Here is a 16,495-nt window from a genome sequence, read left to right as displayed (position 1 = left end):
TCGGAGCGACCTCATGGAATCCTTCCACGCCACCACCATCGTTTCGGTCCGCCGCAACGGCCGCGTCGTCATCGGCGGCGACGGTCAGGTCACGTTGGGCAATACCGTGATGAAGGCCAATGCACGCAAGATCCGCCGCCTGGGCAAGAACGGCGACGTGATCGCCGGATTTGCCGGCGCCACGGCCGATGCATTCACCTTGTTCGAGCTGTTCGAGGAAAAGCTCGCCAAGCACAGCGCCAACCTGACGCGTGCCGCCGTCGAACTTGCCAAGGAATGGCGTACCGATCGCCGCCTGGGCCGCCTCGAGGCGATGCTGGCGGTGGCCGACAAGGATGCCTCGCTGCTGATTTCCGGCAACGGCGATGTGCTGGAACCGGAGCACGGCCTGATCGCCATCGGCTCAGGCGGCCCCTTTGCGCAATCGGCCGCGCTCGCGCTGATGGAAAACACCGAGATGGATGCGCGCGTCATCGTCGAAAAAGCGTTGAAGATCGCCGGCGACATCTGCATCTACACCAATCACAACACGACGATCGAAGAACTTTGACGTGAGCGGTCTCCCCTCGCTCCCCATTCCCTGTTCCCCGAGCTAAAGCCATGTCCGAACTCACTCCCCGCGAAATCGTCAACGAACTCGATCGCTATATCATCGGTCAGCACGACGCCAAGCGCGCCGTCGCGATCGCGCTGCGCAACCGTTGGCGCCGCATGCAGCTGGAGCCGAGCCTGCGCGACGAGGTCACGCCGAAGAACATCCTGATGATCGGCCCGACCGGCGTGGGCAAGACCGAAATCGCACGCCGCCTCGCCACGCTGGCGAATGCGCCGTTTGTAAAGGTCGAGGCGACCAAGTTCACCGAGGTGGGCTATGTCGGCAAGGACGTCGAGTCGATCGTGCGCGACCTGGTCGACGTGGCCTACAAGCTCACTCGCGAGCAGGCGATGAAGCGCGTGCGCACCCAGGCCGAAGACCGTGCCGAGGATCGCATTCTCGACGCGCTGTTGCCGCGCCGCCAGTCGCCCAGCGACTGGAGCCACGATCCGGCACCGGCCATCGATAGCGATACCCGCCAGAAACTGCGCAAGCAGCTGCGCGAGGGTGCGCTGGACGACCGCGAGATCGAACTCGATTTCGCCATGAATGTCGGCGTCGAGATCATGTCGCCGCCCGGCATGGAAGAGATGGGCCAGCAGCTACGCCAGATGTTCCAGAACATGGGCGGCGCCAAGACCCAGCAGCGCAAGCTGTCGATCAAGGCCGCGCGCCCGCTGCTGATCGACGAAGAAGCCGGCAAGCTGCTCAACGACGAAGAAATTCGCGCACAGGCCGTCGAGGCGGCCGAGCAGAATGGCATCGTCTTTATCGACGAGATCGACAAGATCGCCCAGCGTTCGGAGTGGGGCGGGGCCGGCGTCAGCCGTGAAGGCGTGCAGCGCGACCTGCTGCCGCTGGTCGAAGGCTCCACTGTGTCGACCAAGTATGGCCCGATCAAGACCGACCACGTGCTGTTCATCGCCTCGGGTGCGTTCTCGCTGGCCAAGCCGTCGGACCTGATCCCGGAGCTACAGGGTCGTCTGCCGATCCGCGTCGAGCTGTCAGCGCTGTCGGTCGGCGACTTCAAGCGCATCCTGCGCGAGCCGCACAGCGCGCTGACCAAACAGTACGTCGCTCTGCTTGGCACGGAGGGCGTCAGCCTGGAATTCACCGACTCCGGCGTGGATCGCCTGGCCGAGGTCGCCTTCCAGGTAAACGAGCGCACCGAGAACATCGGCGCCCGCCGCCTGCACACGGTCATGGAGCGACTTTTGGAAAAGATCTCCTACGAAGCTGCAGACAAGTCCGGCGAAAAGTACACGATTGACGCCGAATATGTAGACAAGAACCTCGGTACCCTGGTCAAGGACGAAGACCTCAGCCGCTACATCCTCTAAGCCCTGCGGCATTGTCGCAAGTTATTGTTTGTAAAAGCTTAAGTACCGAACTTTCTTGCCCGTTAGCCGGCCCTAACAAGCCGGCGACCCCCCTCTGGTAAAATTGCGCCCATGGGCAAGATCATCGAACTGAAGACCACTGGGCAGCGCGCGCAACTGCGCGAGGCCCAGGAAAACCGCCAGCTGGTCAGGCTATGGCGTGAAGAACTCGAACACGGCAGCTTCTGCGGATACGTCGGCGGCGTCGGACGCGAGTTCTTTCTGCTGTGGGTGGTGGGCGACACCATCACCTACGACGGCATCTACATCATGCGTCACCGGGATGTCAGCGAACTGGAAGTCCCGGACAAGCACGCCTTGTTCATGGAGAAGGCACTGACCCTGAAAGGGCTGACGCCGACCCTGCCGCAGAACTTCCCGTTGGATAACATCCGCGAAGTCGTCGAAGCGGCGGCCCGCCAGTCGGCGGTGATCGGCGTGCATGTCGATAGCGAGGAAGAGGCCGAGGTCTGCTACATCGGCAAGCTGGTCAGCGTCGAGGAAGACGGTTTCAACATGCAGGAAATCAGCCCCGACGCGGAATGGCTGCGCGAGGCATCGTTCTTCTCCTGGGACGAGGTATCCACCGTCAGCATCGAAGACGGCTATGCGCAGTCCCTGCTCGCCGTCGCCGGTACCGCGCCGCCGATCGAACAAGGTTCCGGCCTGGGGTTGGCGCACGAGTAAGCTTCGGCAACATCCACATCGACAAAGAGGCGGCCCATGCGTATTCGAACTTTCATCCTCGTTCCGCTGGCCGCCTTTCTTGTATGTGCCGCCCACGCCCAGGTCTATCGGGGTAATGCCATGCCTGCCGATGCGGCACCCAACGCCAAGCAATTGATCGTCACCTACAAGGACGGTCCCAAATCCGCTGCAGCGCAGGCGGCGAACGCAAAAGTCGGCACGATTTTCGTACGGCCGATGGGTTCGGGTGACGCCGCCGTTGTCACGCTACCACCGGATGCGGATATCGATCAGGCCATCGCTGCGTTCCAGGCCCAGCCCGGCGTGACGCATGTGGAAGTCAACGCGCGCAAGACCGTCGACCCGATTCGCGGTCCGAAGCTGGATAAATAACCCGCATCGCAAATTCATACTCGTGCAACGCGGTTGCCCGTGCGACGTTCTTGCGTCGCATGCGTTGGTATGATCCGCGCGTAGCCTTACGCGTAGGAGAGCCACGCATGCTCGGTGTCAACGGTCGGTCGCGCTTCCTCCAAGCCTTGCGTGTCATCGCCGCACTCGGCGTGATCGTTGCGATCGCCGGCTGCAGCATGATCTCCAGGCGTCACCAGCGTCCCGATGATTTCGCGGTGAAATACGCCAAGTCCACCGGCGTGATTTCATCGCCGAACTGGTCGCGCTATGCCGTCGACATCGACGCCAAAGGCAAGAAGACCATCCAGTCGGGATCGCACAATGGCGACGTCAACAAGACGGTGCAACTGAGCCCTGCTGAATACGACAACTTCTACGCCGCGCTGCGCAGCGACGGCGCATTCGACGATCTCTCCGACAACCCGCCTTGCCCAGGTCCTACCACGGGCTACGAAGACCTTTCGTTCTTCGCCAACGGCAACTACGTTTCGATTCCGCTTTGTTCGAAGTCCAAGAAGAAGCAGAAGAAGATCGACAAGGTTTGGCAGGATGTGCGGCAAGTCGTGGGACAGCCATAGCCAACGTCGAATAACCTCAGTTCTTCCTATCGTCATCCCGGCGCAGGCCGGGATGACGAGTAGGAGGGGTTTTAGACGTCCCTTTCGACCGCGCAGATTGATAGAGCCCGCCAGGCCTTATTTACCCGACGCATCACCCTTCACCTGCCCCTGAAAGAAATTCTCGATCAGGTGATAAACGTGCACGCGCTGCCCCGGCAGATTCAGCCCATGCTTCGCACCCGGGTACGCCATGAACTCGAACTGCGTACCACGTTTCTGCAACTCCGCCATCAGCTTGGTCGAATTGACGAACAACACATTGTCGTCAGCCATGCCATGCACGAGATAGAGCTTTGAGGTGAGGCCATCGAGCCACGCAAACGGAGAGCTGCGCGTGTAGCCGGCTTCGTTGTCTTGCGGACGACCGAGGTAACGCTCGGTGTAGAACGTATCGTAAAGATGCCAATCGGTAACGGGCGCGACGGCAACGCCGCCGGCGATTTCGTTCGATGCCTTGCTCAGCATCATCGTGGTCATGTAGCCACCGTAACTCCAGCCGAACACGCCGATGCGATTGCCATCCACCCACGGCTGCGATTTCAGCCAATGAATGCCGGCAAGCTGGTCGTCGACTTCAACCGCACCGAGTTGCTGGTAGATCGGATCTTCGAACTTGCGGCCACGACGGGCCATGCCGCGGTTGTCGAGGGTGAAGACGACGAAACCCTGGTTGGCCATGTACTGGTTGAAGTAATCACCCCAGCTGTCGACCACCAGCTGCGCATGCGGGCCGCCGTAGTACGCATCGAACACCGGATACTTCTTGCTCGGATCGAAACCGGCCGGCTTGTAGATGCGGTAGTAAAGCGTTTGGCCGTCCGAACTGGTAATGGTGCCGAATTCGGGTTTGATCAGACTGTCGCGATAGGGCCAGAATGGATGCTTCTCATCGAGCGGGTTCTGTTCGATCCAGCTGATCAACGTGCCGTCTGGCTTGTGCACGCTCACCTGTGGCGGCGTCTGCGAGTTGGAGAACGTATCGAGGTAGAACGCCGCATCATGCGAGAACTCGGCCTGGTGCGTGCCGTTGCCCTGGCTGATGCGCGCAGGCGCCGTCGCGTTGCTCCCATCGAGCTTGAGTTCGTAGACCTGACGATCGGGTACAAACTCGCGGTTCGAGCTGACATAGACCTTGCCGGCTTTTTCATCCACCGCCAGCACGCCATCGAGCTGCCAGTCGCCCTGGCTCACCGGATGCTTCAGCTTGCCGTCGATGCCATACAAGTAGAGGTGATGGTAGCCGCTGCGCTCGCTGCCCCACAGGAAGCTCTTGCCGTCCTTGAGGAAGGTGAGGTCGTTGTTGAGATTGATCCAGGTCGGGCTGGTCTCGGTGACGAGCACGCGCTGCGCCAGCGTCTTGGCGTCGACCAGTCGCAGTTCCAGTTTTTGCTGACTGCGCGGCATCCATTGATAGCTCAGATGTTTCGCATCGGGCAGCCATTTCACACGGGTGAGGTAACTGTCGGTGTCCGCGCCCAGGTCGATCCAACGCGCCTGGCCACCGGCTGGCGCCACCAGGCCCAGCTTGACCAGCACATTCGGGTCGCCGGCAGCGGGGTAGCGCTGGTCGATCACATCGGTGCGATCGGCGTAGACCTCGGTGCGCTTGACCGTGGGCACCTTGGATTCGTCGTAGCGCTCGAACGCGATCTGGCTGTCATCCGGCGCCCACCAGTAACCCTCGCTGCGCTCCATTTCTTCCTGCGCGACAAATTCGGCTTCGCCGTTGTGCACCGCACCGCCGCCGTCGTGCGTCAGCTGGTGCGCGTTACCGCTGGCCAGATCGATCACCCACAGGTTCTGGTCACGCACATAGGACACATAGTGGCCCTTGGGCGAGATGCGCGGATCGATCACGTCGCCGCCGGTGTCGAGCTGGCGCGGTGCCGGCTTATCGGCGGCAAGGTCGTAGAGATAGAGCTTGCCGCCGATGGGAAACAGCAGCTGCTTGCCGTCCGGGGACCACTGATAGGTCAGGATGCCGTGCAGGCCGGCCGTGCGAGCGCGCTCGCGGCGTGCCTTTTCGGCATCGGACAGGTGCTCGCCCTGCGGCTCGAGCTTCTTGGAGTCGACCAGCAGATGCGTGCTGTTGTCCTTGATGCGGTATTCCCACAGATCGAGCTGATTCTGGTCGTCGGGCTTGGCGCGCAGGAAGGTGACGCGCGAGCCATCAGGAGAGATCTGCAGGCCGCGGGGTGCGGGACCGGCGAGGTTACCGCCGTCGAAGATTCGTTCGATCGTCAGTTTTTCAGCCATCGCGGGACCAGCCATCGTCATCAAAGCCGCAAACAAGAGAGCGCGCATAGAGAACATCCTGATAAAGCGCCAACACAAAAGATCGAAAGATTAAAACGCGTTGTGTGACGCAATACCAGTATGTTTTCGCCATGGATCACACTCAGGCTTGCGGCTTGGCACCCTGGCCGAACAGCACTTTGCGTGCTTCTTCGTCCTTGGTCAGGTCGAATCCGTTTCGAATCGGCTCGCCCAGCGCATAGGCACGTTGCGTGGCCGGGCGGGCGGCAATGGTGTCGAACCACACTTTCAGATGGGGGAAATCGGCCAGGTCCATGCCCTGCGCCTCGTGCGACACGGTCCACGGATAGGCCGCCATGTCGGCGATGGTGTAGTCGTCGCCAGCAATAAAGGTACGGCCGTCCAGACGCTTGTTCAGCACGCCATAGAGACGGCGCGTTTCATTGACGTAGCGATCGATCGCGTAAGGGATCTTTTCCGGTGCGTAGCGATTGAAGTGGTGGTTCTGACCGAGCATCGGCCCCAAGCCGCCCACCTGCCAGTACAGCCATTCCAGCACCGCGTAGCGTGCGCGGGTGTCGGTCGGGAGGAATTTACCGGTCTTGCCGGCCAGGTATTCGAGAATCGCGCCCGATTCGAACACGCTCAGCGGACCCTGGCCGTCCGCCGGCTCGGTGTCGACGATGGCCGGCATGCGATTGTTCGGCGAGATCGCCAGGAAGGCCGGCTCGAACTGATCGCCCTTGCCGATATTCACCGGTTTGACCGCATAGGGCAGGCCGCTTTCTTCCAGGAACAGGGTGATCTTGTGGCCGTTGGGCGTGGGCCAGTAATACAGCTCGATCATGGGAAACCTTAAAAAAGAACGGACGGATCTCTGATTTTCGGGGCGTTGCACCGGCTTTCAAGCGAGAGAACGTCAACGCCGGCCGCGGGCGAGGCGTTGAGCCGTGGACCCAACCCAAAGGATCGGTCCGATGAAACGCTTGATACTCGCGTCGCTCTCCCTGGCTTTCGGCCTCGCCGCCGTTCCCGCGCTGGCCCAGGACAGTGCACCGGCCGGCCACGCCCAAGGCCAGCACATGGACCCGCAGGAGCAGCTGCAAAAGCTCAGCAAACGCCTGCAGCTGACCGCCGATCAACAGAGCAAGATCGGCGCGATCCTGCAGGACCGCCAACAGCAGGTGCAGTCCATCCGCGGCGACAGCAGCCTGAAGCCAGCCGACAAGCACGCCAAGCTGAAGTCCTTGATGGAAAGCTCGCAAAGCAGCATCAGTGCCGTGCTGACCGACCAGCAACGCCAGCGCTGGACGGATATGCGCGAGAAGATGACGGAACGGCGTGAAGCAAAACAGGATGGCCAAGCGTCACCGGCCAGCGGCAAGTAGTCAGATCTCCGAGAAACGTCGAACAGGAAAAGGGGGTTTGTCTCTCTTAGTATCTGTTTGAAAAAGCACCCTTTTGACGATCGGATCGCGCAGGATCGCGTATCCTGCGCGGTCTCTTAGATTCGTTCAAAGGAACCACATGACCCGTGTCGTCGTGGTTGGCAGCATCAATATGGATCTCGTCACCCTGGCGCCGCGCTTCGCCGGTCCGGGCGAGACCCTGCTCGGCGAGCGCTTTCTCACCCTGCAGGGTGGCAAGGGCGCCAATCAGGCCGTAGCCGCTGCCCGTCTGGGTGCCGAGGTGACGATGGTCGGTGCGGTTGGCGACGATGCCTTCGGCGATCAGCTGCGGGAAGGGCTGCAGCGTGAAGGCATCGCGCTCGATCACCTGCACCGTATCGACGATTGCGGTAGCGGTACCGCCTCGATCACTGTGGCCGGCGGCGAAAACCAGATCGTCATCGTCCCCGCAGCCAATGCCCGCCTGTCACCCGCTCACGTCGAGCGGGCAAGCGACGCCATCGCGCGTGCCGATGCCGTACTGGTCCAGCTGGAATCGCCGCTGGACACGGTCGAGGCCACGCTGCGTCTGGGCCAACGCCTCGGCGTGCCAGTCATCCTCAATCCCGCGCCGGCCCAGCCCCTGCCGCTGGCCTGGCTCAAGCTCGCACGCTTCGTCACGCCCAATCAACATGAATTGGCGATCCTGCTCGGAGCCGATCCTGACGAAGACTTCCGCGAGCTGATGCGCCGTACACCTTGCCCTGTTGTCCTCACCCGCGGCGCCGAAGGCGCCTGGTATCGCGACGGCGGCGAACCGCAATCGCAGGGCGGCTTCAGCGTCGATGTTGTCGACAGTACCGGTGCAGGCGATACCTTCAATGCCGCGCTTGCCGTGTTTCTCAAGGACAACCTGGGTACCGCCGTACGCAAGGCCTGTGCGGCCGGCGCCTTGTCGGTCACCCAGTTAGGCGCACGCGACGGCATGCCGACCCTGGCTGCCCTGGACGCATTTCTGGAGCGGCAGTCGTGAGGCGCCAAGGCCTGCTGCATGCCGAGCTCAACCGGGTGATTGCCGCGATGGGACATACCGACACCATCGTCATCGCCGACGTCGGCCTGCCAGTGCCTGCCGGTGTGACGTGTATCGACCTGGCGCTCGTCGCTGGTACGCCACGCTTCGTTGACGTCTTCGACGCGGTCTATCGTGAGCTCGCGGTGGAGCGCATCACCATGGCAAGCGAAATCCATGCGCGCAACCCGTCGATGCTGGCACTGGCGGAGCGATTGCGTGCCGATGGCCTCACCGTAGATGAATTGACTCACGAAGATTTCAAACGCGCCTGCGCCTCGGCGCGGGCCGTCGTACGTACCGGCGAAACGTCGCCTTACGCCAACGCGATCCTGCACGCCGGCGTCACTTTCTAAGCATTCTCATGACTACCAACCTGGTCAGCATGCACGGCATCCATAAGGCCTTTGGGCCGGTGCAAGTGCTGCGAGGCGTCGATTTCGAACTGCGCGCGGGTGAAGTCCACGCGCTGATGGGCGAGAACGGCGCCGGCAAATCCACCCTGATGAAGATCCTGACCGGGCAGTATCGACCCGATCAAGGCGAGATTCGCGTCGATGGACAGGCGACAACGATCGGCTCGCCCACCGATGCCGAGAAACATGGCATCGCGATCATTCATCAGGAACTGAATCTAATCCCCAACCTGACCGTGGCCGAGAATCTTTTCCTCGGCCGCGAGCTGCGTCGCTTCGGCGTATTGCAGCAACGCGCGATGCGAGCCAGGGCGCGCGAGTGGTTGGCTCGCGTCGGCATGCAGGCGTTGTCGCCCGATGCCAAGGTGGACACGCTGTCGGTCGGCCAACAGCAGATGGTGGAGATCGCCAAGGCGCTGGCGCAGAACGCGCGCGTGCTGATCATGGACGAGCCCACTGCCGCACTGACCGAACGTGAGACGACGACACTGTTCGCGTTGATTCGCGAACTGCGCGAGGGCGGCACCGGCATTGTCTACGTTTCGCATCGGATGGAAGAAATTTTCGCGCTGTGCGATCGGCTGTCCGTCTTGCGCGATGGCCAGTTCGTCGGCGTGCGCGACGTGGCCGGGCTGGATCTGGACGAAGTCGTGCGCATGATGGTTGGACGCAGTCTGGAAGCGCGCTTTCCTTCGCGTAACGCCAAGCCAGGGCGCGTGCGCATGGCGGTGCAGGGGTTGGGGGACGACTACCTCCGCGATATCAGCTTCGACGTGCGCGCCGGTGAAGTGCTTGGCGTATCGGGCCTGATGGGTGCGGGCCGCACGGAACTCGCACGCCTGTTGTTTGGCCTGCGCAAGCCGCGGACCGGCAGCATCACCCTCGACGGCAAGCCATTGGCCATACGCAATCCGGTGCAGGCGATCGATGCCGGCATGGGTTTTGTCACCGAAGACCGCAAGGGCCAGGGCCTGGTGTTGGATCTGTCGCTACGCGAGAACATCAGCCTGGCGCATATCCCGGCACGTCTGGGCGTGATCGATCGCGGCCGCGAGCGCACGCAGGCGCGCGAATTGATCGAACAACTGCATATCCGTACCCGCGATATGGAGCTGGACGTCCGCGCGCTCTCCGGCGGCAACCAACAGAAGGTGGTGCTGGCCAAATGGCTCGCGCTCAAGCCGAGCGTGTTGTTGCTGGATGAACCCACGCGCGGCGTGGATATCGGCGGCAAGGCGGAGATCTACCAAATCATCAACCGTTTGGCCGAGCAAGGTGTGGCCATCGTGATGATTTCGTCGGAGCTGCCCGAAGTGCTGGCGATGAGCGATCGCATCCTGGTGATGCATGAAGGGCGTGCGACCGCATTGCTGGAAGCTGCTGCCACCACGCAGGAAGAGATCATGCGTGCCGCGACCGGCGGGCATTGAAAGAATTTGTAGGAGCGGCTTCAGTCGCGACCGTTCGCTCACATGTCGCGACTGAAGTCGCTCCTACAAGACTAGCTATCTATCGAGACTCCGAACATGGCCGACGCAACCGTTCCAACACCTCCCTCACGCTTCAGCCTGGATAACACGCTGACCCTCCTGCAGCGTCTGGGCTCGGTGATCGGTCTGGTGTTGCTGGTAATCGCACTCAGCATCCTGAGCCCCGATTTCCTGACTACCGGCAACTTGCTCACGGTGCTGCGCCAGGTGTCGATCAATGCCTTGATCGCCTTCGGCATGACCTTCGTGATCCTCACTGGCGGTATCGATCTGTCGGTCGGCGCCTTGCTCGCGTTTTCCGGCGCAATTACCGCAGGTGTCATGGCAGCGGGGCAGAGCGCGGGGCTGGCCATCTGTGCCGGCCTGGGCATGGGTACCTTGCTGGGCCTGGTCAACGGCGTGCTGGTGTCGTGGGGCCGCGTCGCACCCTTTATCGCCACACTGGGCATGATGACGCTGGTGCGCGGCTTGACGCTTTCGTACACCCAAGGTCGTCCGATCAGTGTCTCCAATCCGGGGTTCGCGTTGCTTGGTGATGGTTATGTCGCCCACCTGATTCCCATCCCGGTGATCTGGATGTTCGTGCTGTTCGCGGTCTGTGGCTTTGTGCTGCGCGGTACCGTGTTCGGTCGACATATCTTCGCCATCGGCGGCAATGAAGAAGCCGCGCGTTTGTCCGGCGTACGCGTCTGGGCGATCAAGCTCGGTGTCTATGGTCTTTCCGGCCTGCTTTCCGCTTTCGCCGGCATCGTGCTCACCTCGCGGCTTTACTCGGCACAGGCCACCGCGGGTAGCGGTTACGAACTCGATGCGATCGCCGCCGTCGTGCTCGGCGGCACCAGCCTGTCGGGCGGACGCGGTTGGTTGTTCGGCACCCTGGTCGGCGTGCTGCTGATCGGCTTTCTCAACAACGGCTTGAACCTGCTGGGCGTATCGTCGTTCTATCAGCAGGTCGTGAAGGGTGCGGTGATCCTGATCGCTGTGCTGATCGATCGCCGCAAATAGTCCCCAGACAATCCCCGTATTACCGAAGGAGTACCATCATGCGCACACTAAGGCTCATTGCCGCGGCCACATTCGTCGTCTTCGCTGCCGCCTGCAGTCAGCAGGGCCCGGGTGAAGCCTCCGCACCGGCTGCATCGTCGTCGAGCGCAGCGGGTGGCAACAAGACCATCGGTTTGGCCATCTCCACGCAGAACAACCCATTCTTTGTCGAGTTGAAGGACGGCGCGCAAAAAGCGGCGGCGGCCGCTGGCTTGCAGTTGGTCGTCGTCGATGCGCAGGACGATCCGGCCAGGCAGATTTCCGGCGTCGAAGACCTGATCCAGAAGAAGGTCGGTGTGATTCTGCTCAATCCGACCGATTCATCCGCGCTGGCTGGTGCCGTGCAATCGGCGAATAATGCCCATATTCCAGTGGTAACACTGGATCGCACCGTCGACGGCGCCAGCGTCGCTTCGCACATCGCTTCTGACAATCTCGCCGGTGGTGCCATGGCGGCGAAGTTCCTGTCCGAACAGTTGCAGGGCAAGGGCAATGTGCTCGAGCTCCAGGGTGTGCCCGGTACCTCTGCCGCGCGCGATCGCGGTAAGGGTTTCGACGACGAGGCGCAGAAAGATGGCTTGAAGATCATTGCGCAGCAGCCGGCCAACTTCGATCGCGCAGATGGACTCTCGGTCACGGAAAACCTACTGCAGGCGCATCCCGACGCCAATGCGATCTTTGCGCAGAACGACGAGATGGCATTGGGTGCGTTGCGCGCGCTCGATAGCGGCAAGCACGGCAATATCATCGTGGTCGCTTTCGACGGCACGCCGGATGGCATCAAGGCGGTGAAGGACGGCAAGATGGCCGCCACCGTCGCCCAACAGCCCAGTGAAATCGGCCGCCTCGGCGTGGAAACCGCTCAAAAGCTGCTGAGCAATCAGAGCGTGGACAAGAGCGTTGCTGTACCGCTGAAACTCGTGACCAAGGACAACGCGCAATAAGACGGAGCAACTTCAGGAGACCTCTAAAAACCTTTTCTAATTCGTCGTCCCGGCGAAGGCCGGGACCCACTCCTCAATGCAGACGCTTGCGATACGCCATCTAACAGGCGAATGACTGCGGAATGGGTCCCGGCCGTCGCCGGGACGACGATGCAAAACTGAGGTTGCTCGAAGTTCCCTGAAGCTGCCCCTACACGCTCAGTCTGGTTTACTCCATCGGCGCGGGCGCAATCACATCGCGCTGACCATTGATCCCCATCGACGACACCAGACCCGCCGCTTCCATCGCCTCGACCAGGCGTGCGGCGCGGTTGTAGCCGATGCGGAACTGACGCTGCACGAACGAGATCGACGCGCGGCGTGTACGCAGCACGAATGCGGCTGCCTCGTCGTAAAGCGGGTCGAGCTCGGCGTCCCCACTTTCCTCGCCAAATAGCTCGCCGGAACCTTCGCTCGGCGGCCCGGCAAGGATTTCATCCTTGTAGTCCGGCTCGCCGAACTGCTTGAGCCATGCCACCACGCGATGTACTTCTTCGTCGGCGACAAACGCGCCATGGATACGCTGCGGATAACCCGTGCCCGGCGGCAAGAACAACATGTCGCCCTGGCCGAGCAGGCTTTCCGCGCCCATCTGGTCGAGGATGGTGCGCGAGTCGATCTTCGATGAGACCTGGAACGCCACGCGCGTGGGGATGTTGGCTTTGATCAGGCCGGTGATCACATCGACCGACGGACGCTGCGTCGCGAGGATTAGGTGAATACCCGCGGCACGCGCTTTCTGCGCGAGACGTGCGATCAGTTCTTCGATCTTCTTGCCGGCCACCATCATCAGGTCGGCCAACTCGTCGATCACCACCACGATCATCGGCAGCGTATCGAGCATCTCGGGAATTTCCGGATGCGCCGGGAAAGGATTCATCAACGGCCGACCGGCCGCGCGTGCTTCGCGCACTTTCTGATTGAAACCAGCCAGGTTGCGCACGCGCAGGTCGGACATCACCTTGTAGCGGTTCTCCATTTCCGCCACGCACCAGTTGAGCGCGTTGGCCGCCAGTTTCATATCGGTGACTACCGGCGCCAATAGATGCGGAATGCCCTCGTAGACCGAGAGCTCCAGCATCTTCGGATCGATCATGATCATGCGCACGTCGTCAGGCGTGGCTTTGTAGAGCATCGACAGGATCATCGCGTTGACCGCCACCGACTTGCCCGAGCCGGTGGTGCCGGCGACCAGCATATGCGGCGCCTTGGCCAGATCCGCCACCACGGGATCACCGGTGATGCCCTTGCCCATCGCCAGCGTCAGTAGCGAATCGGAAGCACGGTAGGCATTGGAGTCGAATATCTCCGACAGCGCGATCATCTGCCGTTGCTCGTTTGGCAACTCCAATCCCATGCAAGTTTTGCCGGGGATGGTTTCGACAACGCGGATCGAGGTGCGACCGAGACCGCGTGCGAGATCCTTCATCAGCGCAACGATCTGGTTGCCGCGCACGCCTACTGCGGGCTCGACTTCAAAACGCGTGATGACCGGCCCCGCCGACGCGCCGACCACGGTTACCGGTACTTTGAATTCGCGCAGGCGCTGCTCGATCAGTTCGCCGGTTTCCGCCAACTGCGCGTCGTCGATCGACGAACTCTGCTGACGCGGCGCGGAAAGCAGATCCAACCCGGGCAAATGCGCCGCGACGCGAGATCGTTGCGCGATGACAGATGTCGCAACGGTCACAGGCTTCGCAGCGGCTTCGACGATCTCATCGTTCGCTGCGTAGCCGAGCGCGCGTATCGGGGAGGGTGTGATTGCACGCGACCATCGCGCCGGCTCCGGTGCGATCGATGTTTCGGTATCGGATGCCTGCGCAGGGATAGCGTATGTCTCCGGCACCTCGACGGGCGTAGCGGGAATGCTTGGCTCGTCGCGCTGGAGATTTTCACCCGCTTCAAGTATCGCTCCGGCGCCCACCGATGCAAACGATTCATGCTGTGCGCGCTGCGACGCTTGGACTGCCGCAACGATGGCCCCTGTGGAAACCGATGGCGACCTCGGCGCAATTTCACGGCGGGGCGCAGGCGACGCTGACGATGGCCGGATGGTCTTGGGCAGTAACCAGGGCTGGTCGATCACGCGTTCGCGCGGCGCAGGGCCACGGTCAATGCCAGGCCGGGAGGGCTCTGGTGCCGCAACTGACGGCTCGACGCTTACCGGCGGTGCGGGCGCTCGTCGCGGACGCTGCGGACGATCCGCGCGGCGCACCGCCCCCGAACGCGGGCGTCGCGAAGCACCCGCGCGAGCGAACACGCGCTGTACGCCCTCGACTGCCAAAGCCCCCAAGGGTTCGATGATGTCAGTGATGCGGGCAAGCGCTACCGACCAGGAGACGCCGAGATACCAAGGCAAGGTGGCGATCAGCACCACGAGCGCAAGCAAGGCTGCCAAGGCACTCCCCAACAGGCCACCGAGACCGGTCGCGAGGGCACGGCAAACCGAGCCGCCAACGGTCGCTCCGGCAGTCACCCAGTCGATGACGACGCCTTCCAGCGTTGCGCTTGCGAGCAATACCAGCAGCACGCTCAGCCAAAAGCGAATGGCACCGGCACCACCGATCGCCATCGGCTCGCCACGACGCCAAAGGGGCCGCAGCAGACGCCAGAAGGGCCGGATCAACCAGAGCGTAGACAGCCCGAAGCCGCCGAAAATAAGGGAGAACATGCCTGGGTTCGCAAGGACTATCTAGCAAACCCAATATGTTAGCGCCTACTTATAAGGTGTGACAGCAAAGCTGTGGATAAATCTCACGCTCGTGTCACCGAGGTTCATTTCGCGAACCAATGGCGAGTCGGCGAACTACTTGCCGATGCAGAACGAACTGAAGATCGCACCAAGCAGATCGTCGCTGCTATAGGTGCCGGTAATTTCACCGAGTGACTGCTGCGCCTGGCGCAATTCCTCGGCAGCCAGTTCGCCGGCGCGGCTGGTGTCCAGAATCTCGGCGGTGCGATCGAGATGGATGGCTACCTGCTGCAACGCCACGACATGGCGACGTCGCGCACTGAAGGCGCCTTCGCCGCTGCCCGCACCGGCGAGTTGTTTGAGCGTATTGCGCAAGGCGTCGAGGCCGGCGCCGGTCTTGGCTGAGATCCACAACCACATGGCATCGCCACGTCTCTCGGCGTGCTCCGGGGTGGCGTCGATGTCGATCTTGTTGATGAGTACAAGGCGTTCCACTGTCGACGGTACATTCGCCAGCAAGGCCATATCGCGTTGCGCATGCTCGATGTCAGTAACGAGCAGTACGACGTCCGCGCGTGTGAGTTCGCCATGCGCGCGGCGCACGCCTTCACGCTCAATGGGATCGTCGGTTTCGCGCAGGCCAGCGGTATCGGCCAACTCGAGTGCAATCCCGTCCAGTTGCAGGGATTCGCGCAGCACGTCGCGTGTCGTTCCGGCGATATCGGTCACGATGGCGCGTTCGCTGCCCGATAACGCGTTAAGCAAACTGGATTTACCGGCATTGGGACGCCCGACGATGGCAACGCGCAAGCCGTCGTTCAAGCGCAGACCGCGTTTGGCTTCGCGCAGCAGGTCGGCAAGTTGCGCGCGTAACGCGTGCAGTTGTGCGGTGATCGCCGGATCGGCGAGAAAGTCGATCTCTTCTTCGGGAAAGTCGATCGCTGCCTCGATATGCACGCGCAATGCGATCAAGGCGTGCAGCAAGACATCCACTTTGCGCGAAAAGACACCTTCCATGGATTGCAAAGCAGCGCGTGCGCCAGCTTGCGAGCGCGCGGCGATCAGATCGGCTACCGCCTCGGCCTGCGCGAGATCGAGCTTGCCGTTGAGAAAAGCACGTTCGGTAAATTCGCCAGGCCGCGCGAGACGCGCACCGAGTTCGCAAACACGATGAAGCAGGGCGTCGAGCAATACCTGGCTGCCATGGCCCTGCAATTCGAGTACGTGCTCGCCGGTATAGGACGCCGGAGCGGGGAAGTGCAGCAACAGACCCCGATCGATCAATTGGCCTTTGGCGTCTCGGAATGCGCTCATATGCGCCTGCCGTGGTCGCGGCTCGCGGCCCAACAATTGATTGGCGATAGCGGGGACATTCGGGCCCGATACGCGCAGCACACCTACGCCGGCGGCGCCGGCAGCGGAAGCGATCGCGGCAATCGTGTCGTTGCTGTGGCTCATG

At 62.0% G+C, this 16,495-nt stretch carries 15 protein-coding genes; 11 read left to right on the top strand and 4 right to left on the bottom strand.

Annotated features, from left to right (window positions below):
- The first annotated feature begins 13 nt into the window (after positions 1–13).
- The 5 genes from hslV (at position 14) to ACZ6WW_RS10990 (ending at position 3,653) form a co-directional block, all read left to right on the top strand.
- Positions 14–550 carry an ATP-dependent protease subunit HslV gene (gene hslV / locus ACZ6WW_RS11010; protein WP_281851150.1) on the top strand — a complete coding sequence of 179 codons (537 nt, stop codon included), beginning with the start codon at positions 14–16 and terminating at the stop codon, positions 548–550.
- Positions 551–600: 50 nt separating this feature from the next.
- Entirely contained in the window at positions 601–1,935 is a 1,335-nt protein-coding gene (gene hslU / locus ACZ6WW_RS11005) for an ATP-dependent protease ATPase subunit HslU (protein ID WP_465274227.1), read from the top strand.
- A gap of 111 nt (positions 1,936–2,046) precedes the next feature.
- Positions 2,047–2,661 (top strand): hypothetical protein, encoded by a 615-nt coding sequence (locus tag ACZ6WW_RS11000; protein WP_281851152.1) that lies wholly within the window; start codon positions 2,047–2,049, stop codon positions 2,659–2,661.
- 36 nt (positions 2,662–2,697) lie between these two features.
- Complete coding sequence (locus ACZ6WW_RS10995; RefSeq protein WP_465274226.1) at positions 2,698–3,054, top strand: S8 family serine peptidase; 357 nt, start codon at positions 2,698–2,700, stop codon at positions 3,052–3,054.
- Between the two features lie 107 nt (positions 3,055–3,161).
- A complete protein-coding gene (locus ACZ6WW_RS10990; protein ID WP_465274225.1) occupies positions 3,162–3,653 on the top strand; it encodes a hypothetical protein in 492 nt (163 codons plus the stop codon).
- A gap of 117 nt (positions 3,654–3,770) precedes the next feature.
- Here the strand turns inward: ACZ6WW_RS10990 and ACZ6WW_RS10985 are convergent, their stop codons facing one another.
- Both ACZ6WW_RS10985 and ACZ6WW_RS10980 read right to left on the bottom strand, forming a co-directional pair.
- Positions 3,771–5,999, bottom strand: coding sequence for a S9 family peptidase (locus tag ACZ6WW_RS10985; protein WP_465274224.1), 2,229 nt, complete (start codon positions 5,997–5,999; stop codon positions 3,771–3,773).
- Between the two features lie 94 nt (positions 6,000–6,093).
- Positions 6,094–6,798, bottom strand: a complete 705-nt coding sequence (locus tag ACZ6WW_RS10980; RefSeq protein WP_465274223.1) for a glutathione binding-like protein — start codon at positions 6,796–6,798, stop codon at positions 6,094–6,096.
- A gap of 130 nt (positions 6,799–6,928) precedes the next feature.
- Here ACZ6WW_RS10980 and ACZ6WW_RS10975 point away from each other — a divergent pair, with 130 nt between their 5' ends.
- The 6 genes from ACZ6WW_RS10975 to rbsB all read left to right on the top strand — a co-directional run bounded on the left by ACZ6WW_RS10975 (position 6,929) and on the right by rbsB (position 12,305).
- Positions 6,929–7,339, top strand: coding sequence for a hypothetical protein (locus ACZ6WW_RS10975; RefSeq protein WP_465274222.1), 411 nt, complete (start codon positions 6,929–6,931; stop codon positions 7,337–7,339).
- Positions 7,340–7,478: 139 nt separating this feature from the next.
- Positions 7,479–8,372: a ribokinase gene (locus tag ACZ6WW_RS10970; RefSeq protein ID WP_465274221.1), complete on the top strand. Its 894-nt coding sequence runs from the start codon at positions 7,479–7,481 to the stop codon at positions 8,370–8,372.
- Positions 8,369–8,767 carry a D-ribose pyranase gene (gene rbsD / locus ACZ6WW_RS10965; RefSeq protein WP_465274220.1) on the top strand — a complete coding sequence of 133 codons (399 nt, stop codon included), beginning with the start codon at positions 8,369–8,371 and terminating at the stop codon, positions 8,765–8,767. The genes ACZ6WW_RS10970 and rbsD overlap by 4 nt, the downstream gene beginning before the upstream one ends.
- A gap of 8 nt (positions 8,768–8,775) precedes the next feature.
- Positions 8,776–10,257: a sugar ABC transporter ATP-binding protein gene (locus tag ACZ6WW_RS10960; RefSeq protein WP_465274219.1), complete on the top strand. Its 1,482-nt coding sequence runs from the start codon at positions 8,776–8,778 to the stop codon at positions 10,255–10,257.
- A gap of 96 nt (positions 10,258–10,353) precedes the next feature.
- Entirely contained in the window at positions 10,354–11,322 is a 969-nt protein-coding gene (locus tag ACZ6WW_RS10955; RefSeq protein ID WP_465274218.1) for an ABC transporter permease, read from the top strand.
- A 38-nt stretch (positions 11,323–11,360) separates the two neighbouring features.
- Positions 11,361–12,305 carry a ribose ABC transporter substrate-binding protein RbsB gene (gene rbsB, locus ACZ6WW_RS10950; RefSeq protein WP_465274217.1) on the top strand — a complete coding sequence of 315 codons (945 nt, stop codon included), beginning with the start codon at positions 11,361–11,363 and terminating at the stop codon, positions 12,303–12,305.
- Positions 12,306–12,513: 208 nt separating this feature from the next.
- Here rbsB and ACZ6WW_RS10945 read toward each other — a convergent pair whose 3' ends face one another.
- A complete protein-coding gene (locus ACZ6WW_RS10945) occupies positions 12,514–15,015 on the bottom strand; it encodes a DNA translocase FtsK (RefSeq protein ID WP_465274216.1) in 2,502 nt (833 codons plus the stop codon).
- 135 nt (positions 15,016–15,150) lie between these two features.
- Complete coding sequence (gene mnmE, locus ACZ6WW_RS10940; protein WP_465274215.1) at positions 15,151–16,494, bottom strand: tRNA uridine-5-carboxymethylaminomethyl(34) synthesis GTPase MnmE; 1,344 nt, start codon at positions 16,492–16,494, stop codon at positions 15,151–15,153.
- Position 16,495 lies beyond the last annotated feature (1 nt).

It is taken from the genome of Dyella sp. NPDC103356, assembly GCF_055584465.1.
Note: the sequence above shows the minus strand (reverse complement) of the source record. Positions and strands in the feature narration are given on the sequence as shown.